Source organism: Acinetobacter sp. NIPH 817, from assembly GCF_000368405.1.
GTDB lineage: Bacteria > Pseudomonadota > Gammaproteobacteria > Pseudomonadales > Moraxellaceae > Acinetobacter.
In genome coordinates this window covers 2,399,653-2,423,781 of record NZ_KB849420.1, presented here as the reverse complement: position 1 = coordinate 2,423,781, position 24,129 = coordinate 2,399,653, and the positions used below count along the sequence as shown (strand labels likewise).

Here is a 24,129-nt window from a genome sequence, read left to right as displayed (position 1 = left end):
TTCTACATAATCAAAATGAGTAATTCTTTTTTATAAAACTACTTATTTTGCTTACGCTGTTGCTTACGTATTGTGAAAAATGCGTAAATCAATGGTATATAAAAGAAAAGAAAGGCAAAGATTAAAACTCCAACACCAAGCATATAGTTATGGCTGAGATGAAAAAGCATAATCTTTACCTCTTAAAATTGCTCTTTAGTGAAAAAGAGCAATTTTATTGAATGTTATTGGCAAGCTTCACAATCTGGGTTGTCGATTGAACAAGCCATTGGAACTGGAGCTGCTTGGGTAAAACCATCTTCTTCAACAGCTTCTGGTTTCTTCGCTTCTACAACAGGGGCAGCAACTGCCGCTGCTTCAACAGTCGCAGGTTTCACTGCGTTTAAAGCACCTGTGTTGATTGTAGATTTTTCAGCAGAAGTTGCGCCTAAAGCTCGGAGGTAATAAGTCGTCTTAAGACCACGTAACCATGCCATCTTGTAAGTGATGTCAAGTTTCTTACCATTTGCACCAGAGATGTAAAGGTTAAGAGACTGAGCTTGATCAATCCACTTTTGACGGCGTGATGCAGCATCAACGATCCAACGTGTATCTACTTCAAACGCAGTAGCAAAGATTGCTTTTAATTCTTCAGGAATACGAGCAATTTTTTGTACTGAACCTTCAAAGTGTTTCAAGTCATTAACCATCACTGTGTCCCAAAGACCACGATCTTTTAATGCACGAACGAGGTATGGGTTAATTACAGTGAACTCACCAGACAAGTTAGATTTCACATATAAGTTCTGGAATGTTGGCTCAATAGACTGAGAAACACCACAAATGTTAGAGATGGTTGCAGTAGGAGCAATCGCCATCACGTTTGAGTTACGCATACCGTCTTTTTGAACTTTGGCACGTAAAGTGTCCCAGTCTAAACGTTGAGTACGGTCAACTTCGAACATGCGCTCTGGACGAGATTTCGCAACAATTTCTAAAGAGTCGATTGGAAGGATACCTTGATCCCACAGTGAACCTTTAAATGTTGAGTAAGAACCACGTTCAACAGCCAAGTTGCTTGAAGTTTCAATCGCGTAGTAGCTAATCACTTCCATTGATTCATCAGCAAAATCAATAGCAGCATCTGAACCGTAAGCGATGTTCATTTCATATAGAGCATCTTGGAAGCCCATGATACCCATACCCACTGGGCGGTGTTTCAAGTTCGAGTTTTTCGCTTGTGGTACAGCGTAGTAGTTAATGTCGATAACGTTATCGAGCATGCGTACTGCTGTTTTAATTGTGCGAGCTAACTTCTCACGGTCTAACACACCACCTTGAACGTGTTGTACAAGGTTGATTGAGCCCAAGTTACATACTGCAATTTCGTCTTGATTTGTATTCAAGGTAATTTCAGTACATAAGTTAGATGAGTGAACTACACCAACATGTTGTTGTGGTGAACGTAAGTTACATACATCTTTGAACGTAATCCACGGGTGACCAGTTTCAAACAACATAGAAAGCATTTTGCGCCATAAGTCTTTAGCACGTACTTTCTTGTGTAGCATGTTGGTTTCTTTCGCTACAGACTCATAGTAAGCATAACGCTCAGCAAATTCAGCACCAGTTAAGTCGTGCAAGTCTGGAGTTTCAGAAGGGGTAAATAGTGTCCATTCACCATCTTCAAATACACGTTGCATAAACAAGTCTGGAACCCAGTTCGCAGTGTTCATGTCGTGTGTACGGCGACGGTCATCACCAGTGTTTTTACGAAGTTCTAAAAACTCTTCGATGTCTAAGTGCCAAGTTTCTAAGTATGCACACACGGCACCTTTACGCTTACCACCTTGGTTTACGGCAACAGCTGTATCGTTCGCAACTTTCAAGAATGGAACTACACCCTGAGACTTACCGTTTGTACCCTTAATGTAAGAGTTCAATGCACGTACAGGTGTCCAGTCATTCCCTAAACCACCAGCCCATTTAGAAAGCATAGCGTTGTCACGCATTGCGCCATAAATGTCGTAAAGGTCATCACCAATAGTTGTTAAGTAACAACTAGAAAGCTGTGGACGTAACGTACCTGAGTTAAACAGGGTAGGCGTAGATGCCATGTAGTCGAAGCTAGACAATAAGTTATAGAACTCGATTGCTCGTTCTTCTTTATCTTGCTCATTTAACGCAAGACCCATCGACACACGCATAAAGAATAATTGTGGTAATTCGAAGCGAACGCCGTTTGAGTGAATGAAGTAACGGTCAAATAGAGTCTGTAAACCTAAGTAGGTAAACTGATTAGAGCGTTCTGGCTGAATTGCTGCTGCCAGTTTCTCTAAATCGAAATCAAGCAAGTCTGGTGAAAGCAAGTCAAGCTCTACACCTTTTTTCAAAAAGGCTTCGAGTGCATTGTTTTCAGGCGTATCTGTAGGTAAGCCTAAGAATGCTAAACCTGTGCTCACTAATTCACTAGAAAGCAAACGTGCAGTTACGTAAGTATAGTTTGGTTCTTGTTCAATACGAGTACGTGTTGCCATCATCATTGTAGTGGCAATATCAGACTCTTTTACGCCGTTATATAAGTTTTTAACGGTTTCATCGACAATAGCCTGAACGTCAATACCTTCCAAACCTTCAGCTGCTTTCGCTACAGTTGCTTGCAATGCACTTAAATCAAGTGGCTGAAGCTGACCGTTAGCATCGGTCACTTGTAACGTAGGATGGTGGTTTGAGTTTGTTTGCTGACGAGCAGTAGTACGTTGTTCGCGGTAAATCACGTAAGCGCGGGCAACTTTCTGTTCTCCGGTACGCATTAAAGCAAGTTCAACTTGATCTTGAATTTCTTCAATATGGATCGTACCGCCTGATGGTAAACGACGAGTGAAAGTATTTAATACCATTTCCGTCAGTTGGGTAATACGGTCGTGAATACGGCTTGAATCCGAACTCTGTTGACCTTCCACAGCAAGAAAAGCTTTACCAATCGCAACAGAAATTTTCTCTGCATCAAATGCAGCAACATCTCCAGTGCGTTTGATCACCTGAATTTGACCGGGAGTCGAAGTAATTACGCTCATGCCAGCATAGCTCCATTGTCACTTTTGTTATGTTTATAGACCGTTTGAACCGAGCAAAAAGTATGCCACGATGTTTGAGGGATAAACACAAGACTTAGTAGTTAAAGTTTATTTTGAACACAAGATACGGGATTTTTCATAGCAGATCAATCTTGACTTTTTAGTAATTTTTTATCTGTATGATTTGATGGGAGATAGCATAGCAAAGCTGTTAAAAAACACTTATAGATAAGTTTGTGGATAACTCAAAAAACAAACACTTAAATAAATTTAAACTAAACAGAGAAATAATTTGTTTAATATTCATACATTGGAAATATGAATAGAATATGAAATTTAATAACAATAAATAAATGTTAAAAACACGTGAAAATTCAAAGGCTAATAAAATGCAACAAAATACGATTGTCATGTATCAGTTTGGTGAACGCCTACTTGTTTACAATGTAAACGTGTGTATATTGCAAATGATAAACGAATGTATCTGCAAGATTTTTAAGATGCATTGAAACGAGATTTATAGGGGCAATGATATGAGCCAAGAAGAAAAGTTACCAAAGATTCTGATCGTTGAAGATGATGAGCGCTTAGCGCGATTAACTCAAGAATATTTAATTCGCAACGGTTTAGAGGTTGGTGTAGAAACTGATGGTAATCGTGCAATTCGTCGTATTATTAGTGAACAACCAGATCTAGTGGTCTTGGATGTCATGTTGCCGGGTGCCGATGGCTTAACTGTTTGCCGTGAAGTTCGTCCACATTATCATCAACCGATTTTGATGTTAACTGCACGTACAGAAGATATGGATCAGGTACTTGGTCTTGAAATGGGTGCTGATGACTATGTTGCTAAACCAGTTCAACCACGTGTGCTATTAGCGCGTATTCGTGCACTATTACGTCGCACAGATAAAACTGTAGAAGATGAAGTTGCACAGCGTATCGAATTTGATGACCTTGTAATTGATAATGGCGGCCGTTCTGTAACACTGCATGGTGAGCTTGTTGATTTCACTAGCGCAGAATATGACCTATTATGGTTGCTTGCATCAAATGCTGGCCGTATCTTATCGCGTGAAGATATCTTCGAACGTTTACGCGGTATTGAATACGATGGTCAGGACCGTTCAATCGATGTCCGTATTTCACGTATTCGTCCAAAAATTGGTGATGATCCTGAAAATCCAAAACGTATTAAAACAGTACGTAGTAAAGGTTACTTGTTCGTTAAAGAAACCAATGGGTTATAAGATCTGAATAAACTTCCTATAAGGTTGGTCGAGTGTTTAAACACAGTATATTCCTGCGAATCTATGCGGGACTGGTAATTCTTGTTGTTTTGGTTGCGGTTTTTGGTTATTTGCTTGTACAAATTATCAATTATCAACGTGCTCAAGAATACCGTGAATCCTTAACTGATGGGATTTCTTATGTCATTAGTGAGGGGGTCGCTCGACAACCCGGGAAGCAACAGAAAATAGACTGGGTTTCAGATGCATCAGATTTATTGGAACTTCCAATTTATTATACTGATGCAAGCAAGGTAGAGTTATCTCGTACCGAGAAAAAACGGATCGAAGCTCAAAAGTCTGTTGTCCGTTACGATGCTAGTAATAGTATTGCGTATATCATTATTGGTTTACGTGACGATCCTCAGCACTTTTTATCAATAAAAGTAGACAAAATTAGTGAGCGCCAAATGAAGGCTCTCCCTATTTTTGTACTTGATTATCTAATGTTTTATCCGGGGCAAGAGCAAGAATATCTTGCCAAGATTCAAAAACATTTTTCATATCCAATTAATATCTACAATATTCAAGATATTAATCTAGACTCTGAGCAAATTGGTCGTTTACGCCAAGATCAAAGTGTCATGTTGTATAAAGATAGTGCAACAATGCTTGGCACAACCATTTCAATCGTATCTCCAATACCAAATCATCCTACACAAGTTCTGGTTCTTGGACCGGTTCCAATGTTTAACTGGATGCCTTTACAGCTTTCTGCCGGAATTACCTTATTTAGCCTATTCTTATTGAGTTTGGGTGTTTATGGTCTGATCTTGCCGTTAGAGCGTAAAATTCGCCAAGTACGTTATGCGTTAAACCGTATGAAGTCAGGAGACTTGTCATTGCGTGTTCCTATCGAGGGAAGTGATGAAATGGCAAACTTGGCGTCAAGTTATAACAATATGTCTGATCATATTCAGCGTTTAATTGAGGCTCAGCGTGAGTTAATGAGAGCTGTATCTCATGAGCTTAGAACACCGGTTGCCCGTATCCGTTTTGGTACAGAGATGTTGGCAGAGGAAGACGATTACAATCATCGTATGCATCAGGTCGATATGATTGATAAAGATATTGAAGCGCTCAATACTTTAATTGATGAAATCATGACTTATGCAAAGCTAGAGCAGGGTACACCTTCATTAGATTTTGCTGAAATTACGCTATTTGATGTATTAGATCAGGTTGCGGTAGAAACCGAAGCTTTAAAAACGCAAAAAGAAATTGAACTTGTTGCTCCTCCTGTTTATTTGAAAGTGGATGCAGAGCGCCGTTATTTACATCGGGTGGTTCAAAACTTGGTGGGCAATGCCGTTCGTTATTGTGATAACAAAGTTCGTATTACAGGTGGTGTTCACAGTGATGGCATGGCCTTTGTTTGTGTTGAAGATGATGGTGCCGGAATTCCTGAGCAAGATCGTCAAAGAGTATTTGAAGCCTTTGCTCGTTTAGATGACAGTCGTACGCGTGCGTCAGGTGGATATGGCCTAGGATTGTCTATTGTAAGTCGTATTGCTTACTGGTTTGGTGGTGAGATTAAAGTAGATGAAAGTCCTACCTTAGGTGGAGCTCGCTTTATCATGACATGGCCTGCGAAACGTTTTAAACAACCTCCTTTGAAAGCCAATAAAAAAGCACCTTCATAAAGGTGCTTTTTTATTGCATTACTTATAATTGAGTTGCATCTGGTTCCAAAATAGGTTTCCCGCTTCTTAAGCTGGTCAACGCATCGGAATTAAAGTCGATCAGTAATGAATTGTTTTTTGCATCAATCTGGTATTTTTGAATAAGAGGTTGATCTCCATTAAGCGTTTCTATTTTATATTCATCTGCAATATGCAAAATACCTTCTAGGTTTGTTGTCGTTGACGCAAAATCCTGTCTAAATATTTCATAGACATCTCGCAAGTCAAAAATTGCATTGTTCGCATCTGGATGTTTGTGAATATAGCTTTCTATATGTCGCACAAGTAACTGAGCAAACAAGTAGTAGTTTGGTTTGTGCGTATATTCTAGAGTCATGCATTTTTCTCCTTATTATCTGTTATTAGCATACATGGCAAAACACAGGTTATTGTATAAAATTCATTACACTAGATGATTAAATGAAAACCTATAAAGATATAAAGACCCGATTACGCCCTTGGCGTTTTGCTTGGTATAAAGCGTCATCTGCTTCTTTAAATAAATTTTCAATCGCTCTATGTGATGAAGGGGAATATAAACTTATACCAATACTGACTTGTATAAAAATTGGTAATTTCCCATAAATATAAATCGGTTGCTGACTAATTTTAATTCGTATTTGCTCTGCAAGGTCAAACGCACTCTCTTTTGTAGTATCTGCAATGAAAATTGCAAATTCTTCACCGCCAAATCGTCCTAATAAATCATGAGGATGCAAAATATTTTGAATAGTAGTGACACAGGTTTGTAGGGCGCGATCACCTATTTGATGACCGTAGTTGTCATTAACTTGTTTGAAATGGTCTACATCAAGCATGAAAAAGGCTGAGGTTTTATTTTCTTTATACACTTTTTCTTGAAGTAGTCTGACCGACTGCAAAAATTGGCGTCGAGTGAGACTTGAGGTTAGCTCATCATGCGCAATCGCGTGTTGAAGCTTTTGAATTAATTCTGAGTGTAAAACGCTAATACTAGAAACCGTAAGAGGAGCAATCGTCATCATGATTAACCCAATACGAATTGAAATCGTATTGCTGAAATAGTCATTTGGATAGAGTAAAAGATAATGTCCAGAAACATGATAAATAATGTAGGCACTAGTAAGACTTGTAATGAGTGCAACAATAATAGGTTTGTAGCGAATTGCACACCAAATCAGTGCAGCAATTGGGTAGAGTAGCGAACCGGGACCAGAGTCATAATAACTGACTGCAATAGAAATGAGGACAGCCCCGAAAGGCAAAAGATCGGTTGCTTGTAAGCCACGATTTCTTGAAAAATAATGTTTTACCTGACTATATTGAGGTAAGTTCAATATGATCGGTAAAAGAAGCAAAGCATTTTGCAATTCTGAAGTGAACCAGTAGCCAAATTCATCCCACAAACCACCCAGCATAAATTTAGTATTAAACATGGGCACGAAAGTTGCTGCAAACAATCCACCTGCTACGCTTCCTACTCCGCATAAAGCAAATAAAAAAAGGTAAGAATAACCTCGATAGGCCGCTTTAATATGCTGATTAAAAAACATGTAGAGTGCGAACGTAGTAACAACATAAAGAAAATTTGACGTTGTTAAAACGAGTGTAAGAGCAAATGGAGTACCCTGAAATAGATCGGCAACGACATAGCCGCTATAAGCACCTAAAAATGAGCTTAATCGACGTGTGCTTGGAAAGCGAATGAGTAAACCAAGCAAAACCGAGTTAGCAGGCCAAAAGAATGCGAGAAAGCTTAAAGGGCGAGATGCAATGCCAATAAAACAACATACTGCAATAATGAAGCTAAACAGGAGAAAAATTTTTAAAGAGGAGAAAAATGAAAATTCACGAAGTGAGTATGGCATCAGCTGCCCTTAATGATAAATACTCTTATCCAAGAGTAATAAAATATTATGCATGACTAAACATTCATCATAATTCAGAGGAGAAGCTGAATACAATAAAAAACAAACTAATATTATAAAAAAGTAAGTTATTAAAACTTAATAGTCGATGAACTGTGTAAATATTCTAAAATTAAAAAATGAAAAAAATCATCATAAACAAAAAAACTATTAAATAAACCGATTATGTGCGGTGAAACCCCCCTTACAACCCATAGAAGAATAGTTTTGTTTAGAAAATCATCCGAAAGACTAAGACGCTTCAACTAGCATGCGAAATTAGAAATCAGGTACAATTGGCGGGATTAATTTTGTGTTTGGTGTATTTGAAGGCCAATACATACATTCTTTGTTAAATAATAGGCCTGCCAGGAGTTATCCCCGCATGAGTGCCATTACTCCATACGACTGGGCGATTATCGCCTTCGTGATCGGCGTTACATTTCTTTGCGTCTTTATGCTCACAGTTCCCTTACTCCTCGGGGGGAAATCGTGGGGGCGTGCTAAGCAAGAGCAGTTTGAATCGGGTGTCGTGAGTGCTGGTGGCGCTCGCATTCGCCTGTCTGCAAAGTTCTATTTAGTTGCAATTTTCTTTGTTGTCTTCGACTTAGAGGCACTTTACCTCTATGCATGGTCTACTTCTGTGCGTGAAGTAGGGTGGTTGGGATATACCACTGTCGTGATCTTTGTCGTTGATTTATTGATTGCGCTTGTTTATGCCTTCTCTGTAGGTGCTTTAAGTTGGTCACCAGCAGATCGCCGTAAATCAGCAGGTGAGGCGATTAAAATCGGTTCGCCAACAATGAACATTGCTGAAATTACACGCTTTAACTCTATTGAAGAGCTCGTAACTGACCCTACAGGCCAGATTCCAGCTCAATCATCAGGTCGTGTTAAGTCAAAAACTACACCTGCATTGTCATCTGAAAAGGAGTAAGTCGGGATGAAATATACTCTGACCCGCGCGAATCCGGATGCTGATCAATACCCATTGCAAGAACGTCAAATCGTGACAGATCCACTAGAAGAGGAAGTGAATAAAAACGTATTCATGACTCGTTTAGAGGATGTCTTGCATACAGCAGTAAACTGGGGGCGTAAAAACTCCTTGTGGCCATTTAACTTTGGTACCTCTTGTTGTTACGTTGAATATGCAACGACCTTAACAGGTGTGCATGACTTGTCACGTTTCGGCGCAGAGGTTATCCGTGCTTCACCTCGTCAAGCTGACTTGATGATTGTTGCAGGAACCTGTTTCGTAAAAATGGCACCAGTTATTCAGCGTCTGTATGAACAGATGTTAGAGCCTAAATGGGTCATCTCGATGGGTGCTTGTGCAAACTCTGGAGGTATGTACGACATCTATTCAGTAGTTCAAGGTGTAGACAAAATTATTCCTGTTGACGTGTACGTCCCCGGTTGTCCGCCTCGTCCTGAAGCATTAATTCAAGCTTTAATGCTTTTACAAGACCAGATTCAATTAGAGCGACGCCCGCTTTCTGCCGTGATCGGTGATGATCTTCAGCCAGTGTATAAGCCAAAGATGATGCCAGAACGTGACCGTAAGAATGCGCAGCGTATTGCCGTTAAAAACTTACGCTCTATGGATGAGATTAAATAATTTTTTGACGGTGCTTTGACATATCTAACCGATATGTTCATCGAGAAAATTGACAGAATTTGTATTAAATAGGAAGCCAAGCCAATGGCTGAAACTGACATTGCTATGCCAGAGTCAACACCAGTTGATTCACGCCCAGCATTTGCAATCGTAGAAGAACTCAAAACCAAATTTGGTGAGAACTTTTACGTGCAGGCGACTTTTGAAGAGTTTCCAACAGTCTGGGTTGAGCGCGCACGCGTGCAAGAAGTCCTTATGTTCCTACGTAAAGTGGAACGTCCATATGTAATGCTGTTTGACTTATCTGCGATGGATGAGCGTTTACGTGTTCATCGTGATGGTTTGCCAGCATCTGACTTCACTGTGTTCTATCATTTATTATCGCTTGAGCGTAATAGTGACATTCGTATCAAGGTTGCCTTGAACGAAAATGATCTTAACCTTCCGACAGCGACCAATATCTGGCCAAATGCCAACTGGTATGAACGTGAAGCTTACGATATGTTTGGTATCAATTTCGAAGGGCATCCAATGCTCCGTCGTATCTTGTTGCCAACGTACTGGGAAGGTCATCCGCTTCGTAAAGAATATTCAGCACGTGCGACAGAATATACGCCGTACATGCAAGACAAAGCGAAACAAGACTTTGAACAAGAGCACTTACGTTTTGTGCCAGAAGACTGGGGTCTTAAGCGTGGTAACGCTGACGAAGACTTCATGTTCTTGAACTTGGGTCCTAACCATCCATCTGCACATGGTGCGTTCCGTGTTGTATTGCAGTTAGATGGCGAAGAAGTGAAGGACTGTGTTCCTGATATTGGTTATCACCACCGTGGTGTGGAAAAGATGGCTGAACGTCAAACATGGCATTCTTTCATTCCTTATACTGACCGTGTCGACTACTTAGGTGGTTGTGCTCAAAACATGCCGTATGTAATGGCTGTAGAGCAAATGGCCGGTATTAAAGTTCCTGAACGTGCGCAAGTGATTCGTGTCATGTTGAACGAATTGTTCCGTATCAATAACCACTTATTGTTCTGTGGTACGGCAATTCAGGATGCCGGTGGTATGACGCCAGTATTCTATATGTTCGCAGACCGTCAAAAAGTTTACGACATTGTTGAAGCAATCACGGGTTACCGTATGCATCCAGCATGGTTCCGTATTGGTGGTACAGCACATGACCTTCCAAACAACTGGCAAAAGCTTGTTAAAGAATTGCTAGAGTGGATGCCTAAGCGCTTAAACGAATACTACACAGCAGCATTAAAAAACTCTGTGTTTATTGGTCGTACGCGTAACGTGGCACAATACGATGCCAAATCTGCACTCGCATGGGGTGTAACTGGTACTGGTTTGCGTGCGACAGGTATTGATTTTGACGTTCGTAAATATCGTCCATACAGTGGCTATGAAAACTTCGATTTTGATGTGCCAGTTGAGTATGAAGGCGATGCATATGCACGTGTACTCGTTCACTTCCGTGAAATTACTGAGTCGTTAAAAATTATTCAACAGTGTTTGGATAACATGCCTTCTGGTCCATATAAAGCGGATCATCCATTGGCTGTTCCACCACCGAAAGATAAGACATTACAAGATATTGAAACCTTGATTACGCACTTCTTGAGCGTTTCATGGGGTCCTGTCATGCCAGCGGGCGAGTCATCATTTATGACTGAAGTGGTTAAAGGCGCAAGTACTTATTACTTGACTTCAGATAAAGCGACGATGAGTTATCGTACTCGTATTCGTACACCGACGTTTACTCACTTACAGCAAATGCCTTCAGTGATTAACGGAAGTTTGGTATCTGACTTAATCATTTATCTGGCGACCATTGACGTGGTTATGGCTGACGTGGATCGCTAAGAGGTAACACATAATGATGATTTTGACTGATAAAAAACCACGTGTGAATGTTGAAGGAATTTTGACTGCGGACGAAATTCACGATATCGAACATCACATTGGTCACTATCCATACCCTCGTGCAGCCTCTTTGGATGCATTGAAGTGTGTACAGCGCCGTAATGGTTGGGTAGATGACGCTCAGATGAATGCTATTGCACAGTTGTTGTCGATGAGCGTTGCTGATTTGGAAGGCGTTGCAACATTTTACAATCGTATCTATCGCCATCCGGTAGGTCGTCACGTGATTTTGCTTTGTGACTCAATTGCTTGCTTCTTGATGGGTGCAGAAACACTTGCTGAAGCATTCCAGCGCGAATTAGGAATTCAGTATGGTCAAACGACGCCAGATGGTCGTTTTACGCTGCTTCCAATTTGCTGCCTAGGCAACTGCGACAAAGGCCCAACTTTAATGATTGATGAAGATACTCACGGTTTAGTTGAAGTGACATCAGTCAAACAGTTATTGGAGAAGTATGTATGAATACTGAACCAAAACCAATTTATGGCGACGGTAATCCAGAAACTCATCCATTAACTTGGCGTTTAAGTAAACGTGACGAAGTTCGTGGTGCTGATGATTACGAAGCACTTGAAGGCTATGCCGGCTTTAAAAAAGCATTAGGCATGAAACCTGCTGAAGTGTTAGACGTGATTAAAGCTGCAACCGTAAAAGGTCGTGGTGGTGCGGGTTTCCCAGCGGGTATTAAATGGTCATTAATGGCACCAAATGATGGTGGTCCACGTTACTTGATCTGTAATGCCGATGAAATGGAACCGGGTACCTTTAAAGACCGTTTGTTGATGGAAAAACTTCCACATCAATTGATCGAAGGGATGTTAATTGCGGGTTATACCTTAGAAGCAACTCAAGGTTATATCTTTATCCGTGGTGAATACATCGAGGCTGCTCAATATCTAAATGAAGCGTTAGAACAGATTCGTGCTAAAGGTTATTTAGGCGAAAATATTTTAGGTTCTGGCTGGAATTTTGAGTTGCATGTACATACGGGTGCAGGGCGTTATATCTGTGGTGAAGAAACTGCATTGATTAACTCGCTTGAAGGTCGTCGTGCTAACCCTCGTACTAAGCCACCGTTCCCGCAAGTTGCAGGAGCATGGGGCCGTCCAACAATTGTGAACAACGTTGAAACTTATAACAACTTGCCAGCAATTATGCTTCGTGGTCCAGAGTGGTATATCGGTTTATCAGCAGGTAAATCAAAAGACCCAGGCACTAAAATTTATGGTGCGTCAGGTAAAGTGAAATTCCCAGGTCTTTGGGAATTGCCATTTGGTACAACTGCACGTGAAGTGATTGAAGATCATGCTGGTGGTATGCGAGAAGGCTTAAAGCTTAAAGCATGGTTACCGGGCGGTGCTTCAACTGACTTTTTACCAGCAGATACTATTGATTTACCAATGGATGCAGACACGATTATGAAAGCAGGTTCTCGTTTGGGAACATGTTTATTGATGGTTGTAGATGAAACCCAGTGCATGGTATCGCTCACTCGTAACTTAGAAGAGTTCTTTGCGCGTGAATCATGTGGTTTCTGTACACCATGTCGTGATGGTTTGCCATGGGCTGTTAAAGCGCTTAAAGCACTTGAAGCAGGCGAAGGTAAGAAAGAAGATATCGACCATTTACAAGAATTGACTCGTAAATTATGGATTGGTAAAACTTTCTGTGCCCACGCACCAGGTGCGATGGAGCCGCTTATGGGCGCACTCAAACATTTCCGTGGTGAGTTTGAAGCGAAAGTGACGACTCGTCCTGTCGTGCAAACCAGCAACGTAGAACAAGCTTAAGGAATTCGACTATGGCTACAATTCATGTCGATGGAAAATCGTATGAAGTCAACGGCTCGGAAAACTTGCTACAAGCATGTTTGAGTCTGGGCATCGACATCCCATATTTTTGTTGGCATCCATCCTTAGGTTCGGTTGGTTCTTGCCGTCAATGTGCTGTTACGCAATATGCGAATCCAGAAGATACGCGTGGTCGTTTGGTCATGTCTTGCATGACACCAGCATCTGACAATACCTATATCTCAATTGAAGACAAAGAAGCAACGGATTTCCGTGCATCTATTGTTGAATTTTTGATGACGAATCACCCGCACGACTGTCCAGTCTGTGAAGAGGGTGGTCACTGTCACTTACAAGATATGACTGTAATGACGGGTCATGACCGTCGTCGTTATCGTTTCACAAAACGTACGCATTACAACCAAGAACTCGGCTCATTCATTGCGCATGAAATGAACCGCTGTATTGCTTGTTACCGTTGTGTTCGTTACTACAAAGATTATGCGGGCGGGACAGACTTTGGTGTGTATGCCAATGCATCTCGTGTTTACTTTGGTCGTCCAGAATCAGGTACTTTAGAATCTGAATTCTCGGGTAACTTGACTGAAGTATGTCCAACAGGTGTATTCACTGATAAGACTCATTCAGAGCGTTATAACCGTAAGTGGGATATGCAATATGCACCAAGTGTGTGTCAAGGCTGTTCTTCTGGTTGTAACATTTCTCCGGGTGAACGTTATGGTGAAATCCGTCGCGTAGAAAACCGTTTTAATGGTTCGGTTAACCAGTACTTCCTTTGTGATAAAGGTCGTTTTGGCACAGGTTATGTAAACCGTGCAGACCGTCCACGTCAGCCTCAGTTCCGTAACGGTGAAACTGTTGCAACTGTTTCTGTTGATCAAGCTTTAGATCAAACGATTGCAAAACTTCAAGGCAAAAAAGTCTTGGGTATTGGTTCTCCTCGCGCAAGCTTGGAATCGAACTACGCATTACGTGAGCTTGTAGGTCAGGCAAATTACTCAACTGGTGTTGCACAAAAAGAGCAAAAACTTGTTGAGCTTGCTGCATCTATCATGCAAACCGAGGGTATTTACAACCCGAACATGCGTGAAATTGAAAGCTACGATGCTGTTCTGATTTTAGGTGAAGACCTGACTCAAACTGCTCCACGTATGGCATTGTCTGTTCGCCAAGCTGCGAAAAACAAAGCTCGCGAAATGGCTGCGAAAACACGTACTCCAGATTGGTTGGCTGAACCTGTACAACGTATTGGTCAAGAAGCAAAATCTCCGATCTATATCTTGGCTGCAACTCAAACTCGTCTTGCCGACGTCGCAACTGGTGAAGTTGTTGCTTCTCCAAATGATATTGCACGTTTAGGCTTTGCCGTAGCAGCAGCAGTGAAAGGTGATGTATTAATTGGTCTGGATGACGATGCAAAAGCATTCGCTCAAACTATTGCTGACACTTTAAAAACAGCAAACAAACCATTAATCATTGCGGGCACAAGTTTACAAGATGCTTCTATTATGGAAGCTGCGGCTGAGTTGACTCAGAACTTAGGTTCTAAAGCTGGTTTAAGTCTTGTGGTTCCTGAAGTGAACTCTATGGGCTTGGCATTGTTTGGTGGCTTAAGCCTTGAACAAGCATTTGCTCAAGACTACGACACACTTGTTATTGTTGAAAATGACTTGTTCCGTCGTTTACCTGCTGCTCAAGTAAAAGCTGCACTAGATAAAGCTGAAACAGTAATCGTGCTTGATCACAGTGAAACTGAAACTGTGAAACAGGCTGATATCGTTCTTTCAGCAGCAAGCTTTGCAGAAGGTGACGGTACTGTTGTAAGCCAAGAAGGTCGTGCACAGCGCTTCTATCAAGTTTACGATCCAAGTTACTACAAGCCTGAATATGCAATTAAAGAATCATGGCGCTGGTTACATGCCATTGAAACTGGCATTAAAGGTAAAGCTGTAGATTGGACATTGCTTGATGATGTGATTGAAAGCATTGTGAAAAATGTACCAGTACTTGAAGCAATTCAAGATGTGGCACCTGATGCTGGTTACCGTGTACATGGTTTGAAAATTGCGCGTGAACCACGTCGTTATTCAGGTCGTACAGCGATGCGTGCGCCGTTATCAGTTCATGAACCGAAACAGCCTACCGATCCAGATTCAGCATTAACATTCTCAATGGAAGGTTATGTTGGTCCGCAAAAAGCATCATCATTAGTACCGTTTGCATGGGCTCCGGGCTGGAACTCTCCACAATCTTGGAACAAATACCAAGATGAAGTAGGTGGTCACTTAAAAGGTGGTGATTCAGGTGTTCGTTTATTCGATCGCTTGGCAAAACGCCCTGCACGTAGCTATGTAGCTCCAGTAGCGGTAGTTGCAAACCCTGAAAGTTTCCGCTTAGTACCTATGCATCATATTTTTGGTTCTGGTGAATTCACTATTAAAACACCTGCAATGGAAACTCGTATTCCAGAAGCTATGTTTGCAGTGGGCGAACAAGATGCAACTCGTTTGAACCTTCAAGAAGGTCAACGCATTACTGTAAAAGCAGGCGAAACCAGTGTGAGCTTGCCTGTACAAGTAATTGAATATTTACCTACAGGTTATATTGGTTACCCAGTTGGTTTAGCTCCAATGGTGTCACTAGCTGAGCCTGTTTCAGTGGCTTTAGGAGTGTAATTCATGAATCAAGAAATTATACGTCAAACGCCACTTTGGGCTGAGAGCTGGCCAATCGCCTACGCTGTAGTTCAAGCAGTTGTGATTTTGCTTGTTGTTGTTTTAGTTGCAGCGTTGATGTCTTTTATTGAACGTCGTTTACTTGCTTGGTGGCAAGACCGTTATGGTCCGAACCGTGTTGGTCCTGGTGGTATGTTCCAGATCGTTGCCGACATGCTTAAGATCATGTTCAAAGAAGACTGGACACCAAAATTTGCTGACAAACTTACATTCCGTTTAGCACCAGCTGTTGCAATGGCAACAGCGGTTCTTTCATTCATGGTAATCCCGGTGAGTCCTTCACTGGGTGTTGCCGACATGAGTATCGGTTTGTTGTTCTTCATGGCAATGGCTGGTATTGCAGTCTATGCAGTATTGTTTGGTGGCTGGGCTTCAAATAACAAATACTCATTGCTTGGTGGTTTACGTTCGGCTGCTCAAACCATTTCTTATGAAGTGTTCTTGGGTATCTCATTAATGGGTGTGGTTGCAATTGCAGGCTCATTTAACCTTCGTGAAATTGTTGAAGCACAACGCGATGTTTGGTTCGTTATTCCACAATTCTTAGGTTTCTTGATTTTTGTGGTTGCTGGTGTTGCGGTAACTCACCGTCATCCATTTGACCAACCAGAAGCAGAACAAGAATTGGCTGAAGGTTACCATGTTGAATATGGTGGTATGAAATGGGGTATGTTCTTCGTTGCTGAATATGTCAACGTGGTACTTATTTCTGCATTGATCGTAACTTTATTCTTCGGTGGTTGGTTAGCACCATTCAATTTAGAAATTCCATTTGTTCCGCCAGTATTCTGGTTCGTGATTAAAACAGCATTTTTTGTAATGATGTTTGTTTTGGCTCGTGGTTCTTTAATGCGTCCACGTTATGACCAAGTCATGAACTTTGGTTGGAAAATTTGTTTGCCATTGGCGTTGGTCAACTTGTTAGTGACTGGTGCTGTGATTCTGATGAATCAGGCCTAGGACAGCAGGGAGTACAAAATGTATAAATTTCTAGCTGGATTCGGATCGATTGTACGTTCGTTGTTTATGGTATTTAGCCATGTAACGCGTAAACGTGACACGATTTTATATCCAGAAGTACCGGCTGAACAGATTGTGCCGCCACGCTTTCGTGGTCGTATTGTGTTAACGCGTGACCCAGATGGGGAAGAGCGTTGTGTGGCATGTAACCTATGTGCGGTTGCGTGTCCAGTTGGCTGTATCTCACTACAAAAAGCAGAAACAGAAGATGGACGTTGGTATCCGGAATTTTTCCGCATCAACTTTTCACGTTGTATTTTCTGCGGTATGTGTGAAGAAGCTTGTCCAACCACTGCAATTCAGCTCACACCAGACTTCGAGTTAGGCGAATACGTACGTCAAGACCTTGTTTATGAGAAAGAAAACTTACTCATTTCAGGTCCGGGAAAATACCCAGACTACAACTTCTACCGTGTAACGGGTATGGCGATTAACGGTAAAGAGAAAGGTCAAGCACAAAAAGAAAGTGCACCAATCGATGTACGGAGTCTATTACCATGATGTGGCCGTTTTATTTGATGGCACTCGTGGCCATCGTTTCTACGGTTCGTGTAGTGACTAACACGAACCCTGTACACGCTTTACTTAGTCTAATTGTTTCATTGCTTGCTGTTGCTGGTATTTTCATGATCGTGGGGGCGCCTTTTGCAGGTGCTCTTGAAATCATCGTCTATGCCGGAGCAATTATGGTTCTGTTCGTATTCGTTGTGATGATGCTTAACTTAGGTCAACACACTGTTGAACAAGAACGTAAATGGCTTTCTTCAGATGCTTGGGCATATCCAGCACTCATGAGTTTCTTACTCGGCTTGCTTTTAGTTTGGATGCTTGGTGGTGAATACACTACTATTTCAGCACCGCTTGGGGCACAAGTGATTGGACCAAAAGTAGTTGGTCAAGCACTCTTTACTCACTATTTATTATTGGTTGAAGTTGCCGCGATGTTATTGCTAGCAGCCCTTGTTGCAGCATACCACTTAGGTAAACGTGAACCAGGTGCAGAAGAGGAAAAAGAATAATGGGCCAGATTCCTTTAGAACATGGTTTGATTGTTGCAACCATCCTTTTTGCACTCGGTTTTTACGGTGTAATGGTGCGACGCAACCTATTATTTATGTTAATGAGCCTTGAGATCATGATGAATGCTGCAGCATTGGCATTTGTTCTTGCGGGTAGCGTATGGGCACAACCAGATGGACAAGTGATGTTCATCCTGATTTTGACCCTTGCAGCAGCAGAGGCATGTATCGGTCTTGCGATTGTCCTTCAGTTCTATCATCGCTTCCATCATTTGGATGTGGATGCTGCTAGTGAGATGCGCGGATGAGTTATTTATATCTAACAGTATTATTTCCGCTAATCGGTTTTATTTTATTGGCGGCGGGACGAGACAAACTCTCTGAAAATGTTGCAGCAATTATTGGTGTAGGTTCTGTAGGTTTATCTGCATTATTTGCATTGATTGCTGGAATGGCATTTACCACAAGTGGTCAGCAAGTTTTTGTTCAAAATCTGTGGACATGGTTCAATGTTGGTGGTTTTGCACCAGGCATTAGCTTACATTTAGATGGCTTATCTTTACTCATGATGGGCATGGTGACAGGTGTTGGTTTCTTAATCCATATCTTTGCATCATGGTACATGCGTGGTGAAGAAGGTTATGCGCGTTTCTTCTCTTATTTCAACCTGTTTGTTGCCAGCATGCTTGTGCTTGTATTGGGCGACAACTTAGCGTTGTTATTCTTAGGTTGGGAAGGTGTAGGTCTTTGCTCTTATTTGCTGATCGGTTTCTATTATGCAAACCCTGCAAATGGTTGGGCTGCGATCAAAGCATTTACAGTTACCCGCGTAGGTGACGTATTCTTACTTATCGCTTTATTCTTGCTTTACCAACAATTTGGCACGCTGAATACTCAGTACATCGTTGAACACGCAGCAGAAGTAATGACGAAGAGTTCGTCTCTTACGATCTGGACTGCATTAATGTTGTTCTTGGGGGCTGCTGGTAAATCTGCGCAAATTCCATTGCAAACATGGTTGGCAGATGCAATGGCAGGTCCAACACCTGTTTCAGCATTGATCCACGCTGCAACAATGGTAACGGCTGGTGTGTACTTATGCTGTCGTCTATTCAGCGTATTTGAACTTGCTCCTGAAGTGATGCAATTCATTTCAGTAACTGGCGCGGTAACTTTGTTAGTTGCAGGTTTTGCTGCACTCGTTCAAACAGACATCAAACGTATTTTGGCTTACTCAACAATGAGTCAGTTAGGTTATATGTTTATGGCTGTAGGTGCGGAAGCGTATCAAGCTGGCTTATTCCACATGTTGGCTCACGCATTCTTTAAGGCATTATTGTTCTTGTCTTCTGGCGCGGTGATTTTGGCTTACCACCACGAGCAAAACATCTTCAAAATGGGTGGTTTGTTCAAACGTAACAAATTCCTGTTTGCTTGTTTCGCGATTGGTGGCGGTGCATTAGCAGCGATTCCATTCTTGACCATTGGCTTCTTCTCTAAAGATGCGATTCTTGGTGAAGTTTGGGTACAAGGTCAATCAGTTGCTCTATATCACACTTTATATTGGGTGGGTGTAGCAGGTGCATTCCTGACTTCAATCTATACATTCCGTTTAATCTGGGTTGTATTCTTTGGTCAAGAAAACACGCCTTACCATGAAATTAAAGGTGCAACTTACTGGGCTCCATTGGGCATTTTAGCTGTACTGTCTACTTTTGTTGGTGCCGTATTAAAAGCACCTGTAGCTGGTATTCTTAATACTGCAAAAATTCCTGAATTCCATGTGGCTGAACAATTCGTTGAAGGCATGCATGGGGCAGAGCATTTAGCAGTAGGAATTGCGCTAGTTGGTTTAGTTGTTGGTATAGCATTATTTACATTTGCTTATGGTGCAGTGAAATCATTTGCTCAAACAAGTTTGGGTTCAGGTTTGGCACATATTTGCCGTACCGCTTTTGGTTTTGATGCATTGTATGACATCGTTTTTGTTAAACCTTATTTATTCTTCGCCAAAATCTTTGGCCGTGACCCGATTGACAGTTTGTGGTTAGTTCTTCCTGCACTTGTTAAAGGCGGAAACAGTTTTACAAGCTCACGTCAAACCGGTTCATTGCGTGAATACGCATCAAGTATGTCACTCGGTGTAGTGGTGTTATTGATGATCTTGATCGTTATTCAGGTAGTGGGGAAATAAAATGGAAAACAATTTAATTTTACCCGCGCTGATCCTTGTTCCGTTCATTGCTGGTTTTATTTGTTGGTTAGTCGATAAGCTCGACAAAACCTTGCCACGCTGGATTGCCTTAATTGGTATGCTCATTACTTTGGGCTTAGGTCTTGCACTTTGGCAAAATGGAACTTATAGCTATGAGATGGGTTCAAAAATCCCAACTTGGTCTGCTGAGTTCTATTTACCGTGGATTCAATCACTCGGTATCGGCATTCACTTAGCTGTGGATGGCTTATCTTTACTCATGGTGTTATTAACAGCGTTACTTGGTGTACTTGCTGTTGGTTGTTCATGGGGCGAAATTCAAAAGAACGTTGGTTTCTTCCACTTAAACCTTTTATGGAGTTTAGGTGGCGTTATCGGTGTATTCTTAGCGATTGACCTGTTCTTGTTCTTCTTCTTCTGGGAGATGATGCTTGTACCAATCTACTTCCTGATTGCGTTATGGGGTCATAAAGGTTCAAACGGTCGTTCACGTGTTTACGCAGCTACTAAGTTCTTCCTTTACACGCAAATCGCTGGTTTAGTGATGTTAATCGGTATTCTTGGTCTTGTAGTTTATGGCTACATGATGACCGGAATGATCGGTTTCGATTACAACTATTTATTAGCTGTAGCTAACCACTTACCGCCTGGCTTAGCGTACGGTTTCATGATCTGTTTCTTCATCGGTTTTGCCGTGAAGTTACCAGTGTTTCCATTACACGGTTGGTTACCAGATGCGCACGCTCAAGCACCTACAGCAGGTTCTGTAGACTTAGCGGGTATCTTGATTAAAACAGCTGCGTATGGCTTGCTTCGTTTCGTTATTCCATTCTTCCCGACAGCTTCTGCTCAGTTTGCAGACATTGCGATTATTTTCGGTTTGATTGGTATTTTCTACGGCGCATGGTGTGCTTATCAGCAAACTGACATGAAACGTTTACTTGCGTATACGTCAATTTCACACATGGGCTTTATTTTACTTGCGATCTACGCAGGTAACATTTTGACCTTCCAAGGTTTAATGATCATGATGTTGGCACATGGTTTGTCATCAGCTGCATTGTTCATTATGTCTGGTCAAATCTACGAACGTTTACATACACGTGACTTGCGTTTAATGGGTGGTCTTCGTGGCCAGCTTCAGTACTTGCCATTTTTCTTGATGTTCTTCGTTGCTGCTCTTGTTGGTGTGCCAGGTTTAGGTAACTTTATTGGTGAATTCCTGATTTTGATGGGTTCATTTAATAAATATCCTGTATTCACGATTCTTGCTTCTATCAGCCTTGTATTTGCAGGCTTATACGGCTTGATTTTGATTCACCGCGCTTTGTTTGGTGAACCAAATCCTGAACAAAAGCAACACTACACTAGTCCACTAAAAGACTTATCTGCTCGTGAAGTTGGTATTTTGATGATTTGTGCGATTGGTCTCGTTTGGCTTGGTATCTACCCACAAACATTCTTGGATGTATCTCATTCAAGCATGCAGTGGTTCGTTAATAGTTATGTGCCAGTTCAAGAAGTCGTTGACACTGTTCAGCAAACAGCTACTCAACTTGACCATGTGGAGATCCAATAATCATGAACTTCACAGTATCATTCGCTACACTTATGCCTTTAGCTCCGGTGATGATTGTTGCTTTAACAACAATCGTCGTCATGCTGTTAATTTCAATTAAGCGTAATCATAATTTAATCGCAACAGCTTCTGTTGTTGGTTTAAACCTCGCTGCACTTTATATTTTATTTGCGGTATTTGGCGGTAAGTTTGTACCGGCAAATGTGATGGGCATGTTTATGGTTGATCCATTTACCATGTTCTATCAATTTATGATTTTGATTGCAGCTTTGGCTTGTTGTACTTTGTCTCACGCTTACATCGAAACCTATAAAGATAACCGCGAAGAACTCTATCTTTTGTTACTTGCTTCGGTAGCAGGTGCAATGTTGATGGTTGCAAGTTCTCACTATGCATCGTTCTTCATTAGCCTCGAGTTAATGTCGATCCCTGTATACGGCTTACTTGCTTATACTTATCAACGTAGTAGTTCACTTGAAGCTGGTATTAAATATCTTGTACTTTCAGCGACAGCTTCTGCAATGTTGTTGATGGGTATGGCATATATCTATGCATATACTGGTTCACTTTCATTCTATGATTCTGTACAGGCTTTATTTGGCGCAATCAAACAGCCAATGGTGTTATTAGGTTTAGCACTGATTATCTTTGCTGTTGCGTTTAAATTATCGCTTGCGCCGTTCCATAAATGGACACCAGATGTATATGCAGGTGCGCCAGCGCCAATGGCAACTTTCTTGGCGACTGCTGCTAAAGTTGCAACCATTGGTTTGTTCGTGCGCTATATGCTTGCTTCAGGCGCAATTATGGTGGACTCGTTAGTTACTATTTTGACAATCATTGCAGTATTGTCGATTTTAGTTGGTAACTTGCTCGCTGTTCGTCAAGTTAACTTAAAACGTATTCTCGGTTATTCATCTATTGCTCATTTTGGTTATTTGTTAATTGCTTTAATTAGCATGACTTATGCGAGCTTGGGTAGCGTAACTGTATATGTGGTGTCTTACGTATTAACAACTATCGGTGCTTTTGGTGCTGTAGCGTTAATGTCTAGCCCATATAACAACGTAGATGAAGCACAAAGTCTTGCAGACTACCGTGGTTTGTTCTGGCGTCGTCCAGTACTTACAGCAACTTTAACAGTCATGATGTTATCTTTGGCTGGTATTCCATTAACAGCAGGCTTCATTGGTAAGTTCTTGGTTGTAATGGCTGCTGTAACAACTCAACACTGGTTCTTGGCTGCAATGATTATTGTGGGTAGTGGTATTGGTTTGTACTATTACTTACGTGTGATGGTTGTAATGTATATGACACCACCAGAAACTCCTCGTATTGATGCAGACGCTCATTGGGGTCAAAAAGTAGGTGGTTTAATGGTATTAGCTGCTGCTGCATTAGTTATTATTTTGGGTGTATATCCAGATCCAATGATTAATTTAGCATTAAAAGCAGAAATTTTATCTCCATTACATTTCATGCTTTCACAACAACACTAATTCTAGTGTACAAAAAAGCCTCCAAATCTGGAGGCTTTTTTTTATTGAGCATTAAAAAAAGATTATAATAAATACGTTTTTATATTTTTAGGTAACATCTGTGGCCATTCAAGAAATTCGTCACCCACTTATTCGTCATAAATTAGGTTTGTTGCGTCGTTCTGACATCAGTACTAAGAATTTTCGTGAGCTTGCTCAGGAAGTGACTATGTTGTTGACGTATGAAGCAACAAAAGATTTACCAGTGGTGGATTGTGAAATTGCTGGATGGGCTGGAACTGTTACTACACAGCGTATTGCTGGTAAAAAAATAACGATTGTACCGATTCTACGTGCAGGAATTGGTATGCTGGATGGTGTACTTAATCTGATTCCAAGTGCAAAAGTAAGTGTTTTAGGTCTTGAACGTAATGAAGAAACACTAGAAGTTCGCACTTATTATAAAAAACTAGTTCCAGATGTCGCTAATCGTCTTGCAATGATTATCGATCCAATGTTGGCAACAGGTAATTCATTAGTTGCTGCGATTGATGTATTAAAGGCGAGTGGCTGTAAAGATATACGTGTTATGGTATTAGTTGCTGCTCCGGAAGGTGTTGCTAAAGTTGAAGCAGCTCATCCAGATGTACAGATTTATACAGCATCTATTGATAATGGCTTAAATGAACAAGGTTATATTGTTCCTGGTTTAGGTGATGCGGGCGATAAAATTTTTGGTAGTGTCCAAAAAGACTAATTTTTGAAATAACGATAAAAGAGACTTAATCAAACCGTAAAGTTTTGA

The 24,129-nt window shown here is 41.2% G+C and carries 20 protein-coding genes and 1 pseudogene; 17 read left to right on the top strand and 4 right to left on the bottom strand.

Annotation, left to right across the window (positions count from 1 at the left end):
* Positions 1–38: 38 nt before the first annotated feature.
* Positions 39–170: a preprotein translocase subunit YajC gene (locus tag F968_RS19955; protein ID WP_081399559.1), complete on the bottom strand. Its 132-nt coding sequence runs from the start codon at positions 168–170 to the stop codon at positions 39–41.
* Between the two features lie 54 nt (positions 171–224).
* On the bottom strand, positions 225–3,056 hold the full coding sequence (locus tag F968_RS15070) for a ribonucleoside-diphosphate reductase subunit alpha (protein WP_004794340.1): 2,832 nt from the start codon (positions 3,054–3,056) through the stop codon (positions 225–227).
* Between the two features lie 353 nt (positions 3,057–3,409).
* On the opposite strand from F968_RS15070, the pseudogene F968_RS20680 reads away from it, so the two are divergent.
* The 3 genes and pseudogenes from F968_RS20680 to bfmS all read left to right on the top strand — a co-directional run bounded on the left by F968_RS20680 (position 3,410) and on the right by bfmS (position 5,988).
* Positions 3,410–3,593: pseudogene (locus F968_RS20680) on the top strand (hypothetical protein).
* A complete protein-coding gene (gene bfmR / locus F968_RS15065; RefSeq protein WP_003653488.1) occupies positions 3,590–4,306 on the top strand; it encodes a response regulator transcription factor BfmR in 717 nt (238 codons plus the stop codon). Before F968_RS20680 ends, bfmR begins: the two are co-directional and overlap by 4 nt.
* A 32-nt stretch (positions 4,307–4,338) precedes the next feature.
* A complete protein-coding gene (bfmS, locus tag F968_RS15060) occupies positions 4,339–5,988 on the top strand; it encodes a sensor histidine kinase BfmS (protein ID WP_004794337.1) in 1,650 nt (549 codons plus the stop codon).
* A gap of 22 nt (positions 5,989–6,010) precedes the next feature.
* Here the strand turns inward: bfmS and F968_RS15055 are convergent, their stop codons facing one another.
* Both F968_RS15055 and F968_RS15050 read right to left on the bottom strand, forming a co-directional pair.
* A complete protein-coding gene (locus tag F968_RS15055) occupies positions 6,011–6,364 on the bottom strand; it encodes a hypothetical protein (RefSeq protein WP_002120022.1) in 354 nt (117 codons plus the stop codon).
* Between the two features lie 91 nt (positions 6,365–6,455).
* The gene (locus tag F968_RS15050) at positions 6,456–7,874 is read right to left on the bottom strand and encodes a GGDEF domain-containing protein (RefSeq protein ID WP_004794333.1); all 1,419 of its coding nucleotides are present in this window, start codon (positions 7,872–7,874) and stop codon (positions 6,456–6,458) included.
* Positions 7,875–8,298: 424 nt separating this feature from the next.
* Between F968_RS15050 and ndhC the strand changes: the two genes are divergently transcribed.
* From ndhC to upp, 14 genes are all read left to right on the top strand, one after another.
* Complete coding sequence (ndhC, locus tag F968_RS15045) at positions 8,299–8,850, top strand: NADH-quinone oxidoreductase subunit A (protein ID WP_003653481.1); 552 nt, start codon at positions 8,299–8,301, stop codon at positions 8,848–8,850.
* A gap of 6 nt (positions 8,851–8,856) precedes the next feature.
* A complete protein-coding gene (locus F968_RS15040) occupies positions 8,857–9,534 on the top strand; it encodes a NuoB/complex I 20 kDa subunit family protein (RefSeq protein WP_002050353.1) in 678 nt (225 codons plus the stop codon).
* Between the two features lie 84 nt (positions 9,535–9,618).
* On the top strand, positions 9,619–11,406 hold the full coding sequence (gene nuoC, locus F968_RS15035; protein ID WP_004794331.1) for an NADH-quinone oxidoreductase subunit C/D: 1,788 nt from the start codon (positions 9,619–9,621) through the stop codon (positions 11,404–11,406).
* Between the two features lie 13 nt (positions 11,407–11,419).
* Positions 11,420–11,929: an NADH-quinone oxidoreductase subunit NuoE gene (nuoE, locus tag F968_RS15030; RefSeq protein WP_004794328.1), complete on the top strand. Its 510-nt coding sequence runs from the start codon at positions 11,420–11,422 to the stop codon at positions 11,927–11,929.
* A complete protein-coding gene (gene nuoF / locus F968_RS15025; protein ID WP_004794326.1) occupies positions 11,926–13,257 on the top strand; it encodes an NADH-quinone oxidoreductase subunit NuoF in 1,332 nt (443 codons plus the stop codon). Before nuoE ends, nuoF begins: the two co-directional genes overlap by 4 nt.
* An 11-nt stretch (positions 13,258–13,268) precedes the next feature.
* Positions 13,269–15,953: an NADH-quinone oxidoreductase subunit NuoG gene (gene nuoG / locus F968_RS15020; protein ID WP_004794324.1), complete on the top strand. Its 2,685-nt coding sequence runs from the start codon at positions 13,269–13,271 to the stop codon at positions 15,951–15,953.
* Positions 15,954–15,956: 3 nt separating this feature from the next.
* A complete protein-coding gene (nuoH, locus tag F968_RS15015) occupies positions 15,957–16,973 on the top strand; it encodes an NADH-quinone oxidoreductase subunit NuoH (protein WP_004794321.1) in 1,017 nt (338 codons plus the stop codon).
* Positions 16,974–16,991: 18 nt separating this feature from the next.
* On the top strand, positions 16,992–17,534 hold the full coding sequence (gene nuoI / locus F968_RS15010) for an NADH-quinone oxidoreductase subunit NuoI (protein WP_004794319.1): 543 nt from the start codon (positions 16,992–16,994) through the stop codon (positions 17,532–17,534).
* Complete coding sequence (nuoJ, locus tag F968_RS15005; protein WP_014205902.1) at positions 17,534–18,052, top strand: NADH-quinone oxidoreductase subunit J; 519 nt, start codon at positions 17,534–17,536, stop codon at positions 18,050–18,052. Before nuoI ends, nuoJ begins: the two co-directional genes overlap by 1 nt.
* Entirely contained in the window at positions 18,052–18,360 is a 309-nt protein-coding gene (gene nuoK, locus F968_RS15000; protein ID WP_000529822.1) for an NADH-quinone oxidoreductase subunit NuoK, read from the top strand. The genes nuoJ and nuoK overlap by 1 nt, the downstream gene beginning before the upstream one ends.
* Positions 18,357–20,246, top strand: coding sequence for an NADH-quinone oxidoreductase subunit L (nuoL, locus tag F968_RS14995; RefSeq protein WP_004794316.1), 1,890 nt, complete (start codon positions 18,357–18,359; stop codon positions 20,244–20,246). The genes nuoK and nuoL overlap by 4 nt, the downstream gene beginning before the upstream one ends.
* 1 nt (position 20,247) lies before the next feature.
* Positions 20,248–21,846, top strand: coding sequence for an NADH-quinone oxidoreductase subunit M (gene nuoM / locus F968_RS14990; protein ID WP_004794314.1), 1,599 nt, complete (start codon positions 20,248–20,250; stop codon positions 21,844–21,846).
* Positions 21,847–21,848: 2 nt separating this feature from the next.
* On the top strand, positions 21,849–23,345 hold the full coding sequence (gene nuoN / locus F968_RS14985) for an NADH-quinone oxidoreductase subunit NuoN (RefSeq protein WP_004794312.1): 1,497 nt from the start codon (positions 21,849–21,851) through the stop codon (positions 23,343–23,345).
* 100 nt (positions 23,346–23,445) lie between these two features.
* The gene (upp, locus tag F968_RS14980; protein WP_004794310.1) at positions 23,446–24,081 is read left to right on the top strand and encodes a uracil phosphoribosyltransferase; all 636 of its coding nucleotides are present in this window, start codon (positions 23,446–23,448) and stop codon (positions 24,079–24,081) included.
* Positions 24,082–24,129: the final 48 nt, after the last annotated feature.

Excerpts from the sequence above, each read along its gene's own strand:
- F968_RS19955 (WP_081399559.1), bottom strand. The coding sequence starts at position 170 with ATGCTTTTTCATCTCAGCCATAACTATATGCTTGGTGTTGGAGTTTTA.
- F968_RS15070 (WP_004794340.1), bottom strand. The coding sequence starts at position 3,056 with ATGAGCGTAATTACTTCGACTCCCGGTCAAATTCAGGTGATCAAACGC.
- bfmR (WP_003653488.1), top strand. The coding sequence starts at position 3,590 with ATGAGCCAAGAAGAAAAGTTACCAAAGATTCTGATCGTTGAAGATGAT.
- F968_RS15055 (WP_002120022.1), bottom strand. The coding sequence starts at position 6,364 with ATGACTCTAGAATATACGCACAAACCAAACTACTACTTGTTTGCTCAG.
- F968_RS15050 (WP_004794333.1), bottom strand. The coding sequence starts at position 7,874 with ATGCCATACTCACTTCGTGAATTTTCATTTTTCTCCTCTTTAAAAATT.
- ndhC (WP_003653481.1), top strand. The coding sequence starts at position 8,299 with ATGAGTGCCATTACTCCATACGACTGGGCGATTATCGCCTTCGTGATC.
- F968_RS15040 (WP_002050353.1), top strand. The coding sequence starts at position 8,857 with ATGAAATATACTCTGACCCGCGCGAATCCGGATGCTGATCAATACCCA.
- nuoC (WP_004794331.1), top strand. The coding sequence starts at position 9,619 with ATGGCTGAAACTGACATTGCTATGCCAGAGTCAACACCAGTTGATTCA.
- nuoE (WP_004794328.1), top strand. The coding sequence starts at position 11,420 with ATGATGATTTTGACTGATAAAAAACCACGTGTGAATGTTGAAGGAATT.
- nuoF (WP_004794326.1), top strand. The coding sequence starts at position 11,926 with ATGAATACTGAACCAAAACCAATTTATGGCGACGGTAATCCAGAAACT.
- nuoG (WP_004794324.1), top strand. The coding sequence starts at position 13,269 with ATGGCTACAATTCATGTCGATGGAAAATCGTATGAAGTCAACGGCTCG.
- nuoH (WP_004794321.1), top strand. The coding sequence starts at position 15,957 with ATGAATCAAGAAATTATACGTCAAACGCCACTTTGGGCTGAGAGCTGG.
- nuoI (WP_004794319.1), top strand. The coding sequence starts at position 16,992 with ATGTATAAATTTCTAGCTGGATTCGGATCGATTGTACGTTCGTTGTTT.
- nuoJ (WP_014205902.1), top strand. The coding sequence starts at position 17,534 with ATGTGGCCGTTTTATTTGATGGCACTCGTGGCCATCGTTTCTACGGTT.
- nuoK (WP_000529822.1), top strand. The coding sequence starts at position 18,052 with ATGGGCCAGATTCCTTTAGAACATGGTTTGATTGTTGCAACCATCCTT.
- nuoL (WP_004794316.1), top strand. The coding sequence starts at position 18,357 with ATGAGTTATTTATATCTAACAGTATTATTTCCGCTAATCGGTTTTATT.
- nuoM (WP_004794314.1), top strand. The coding sequence starts at position 20,248 with ATGGAAAACAATTTAATTTTACCCGCGCTGATCCTTGTTCCGTTCATT.
- nuoN (WP_004794312.1), top strand. The coding sequence starts at position 21,849 with ATGAACTTCACAGTATCATTCGCTACACTTATGCCTTTAGCTCCGGTG.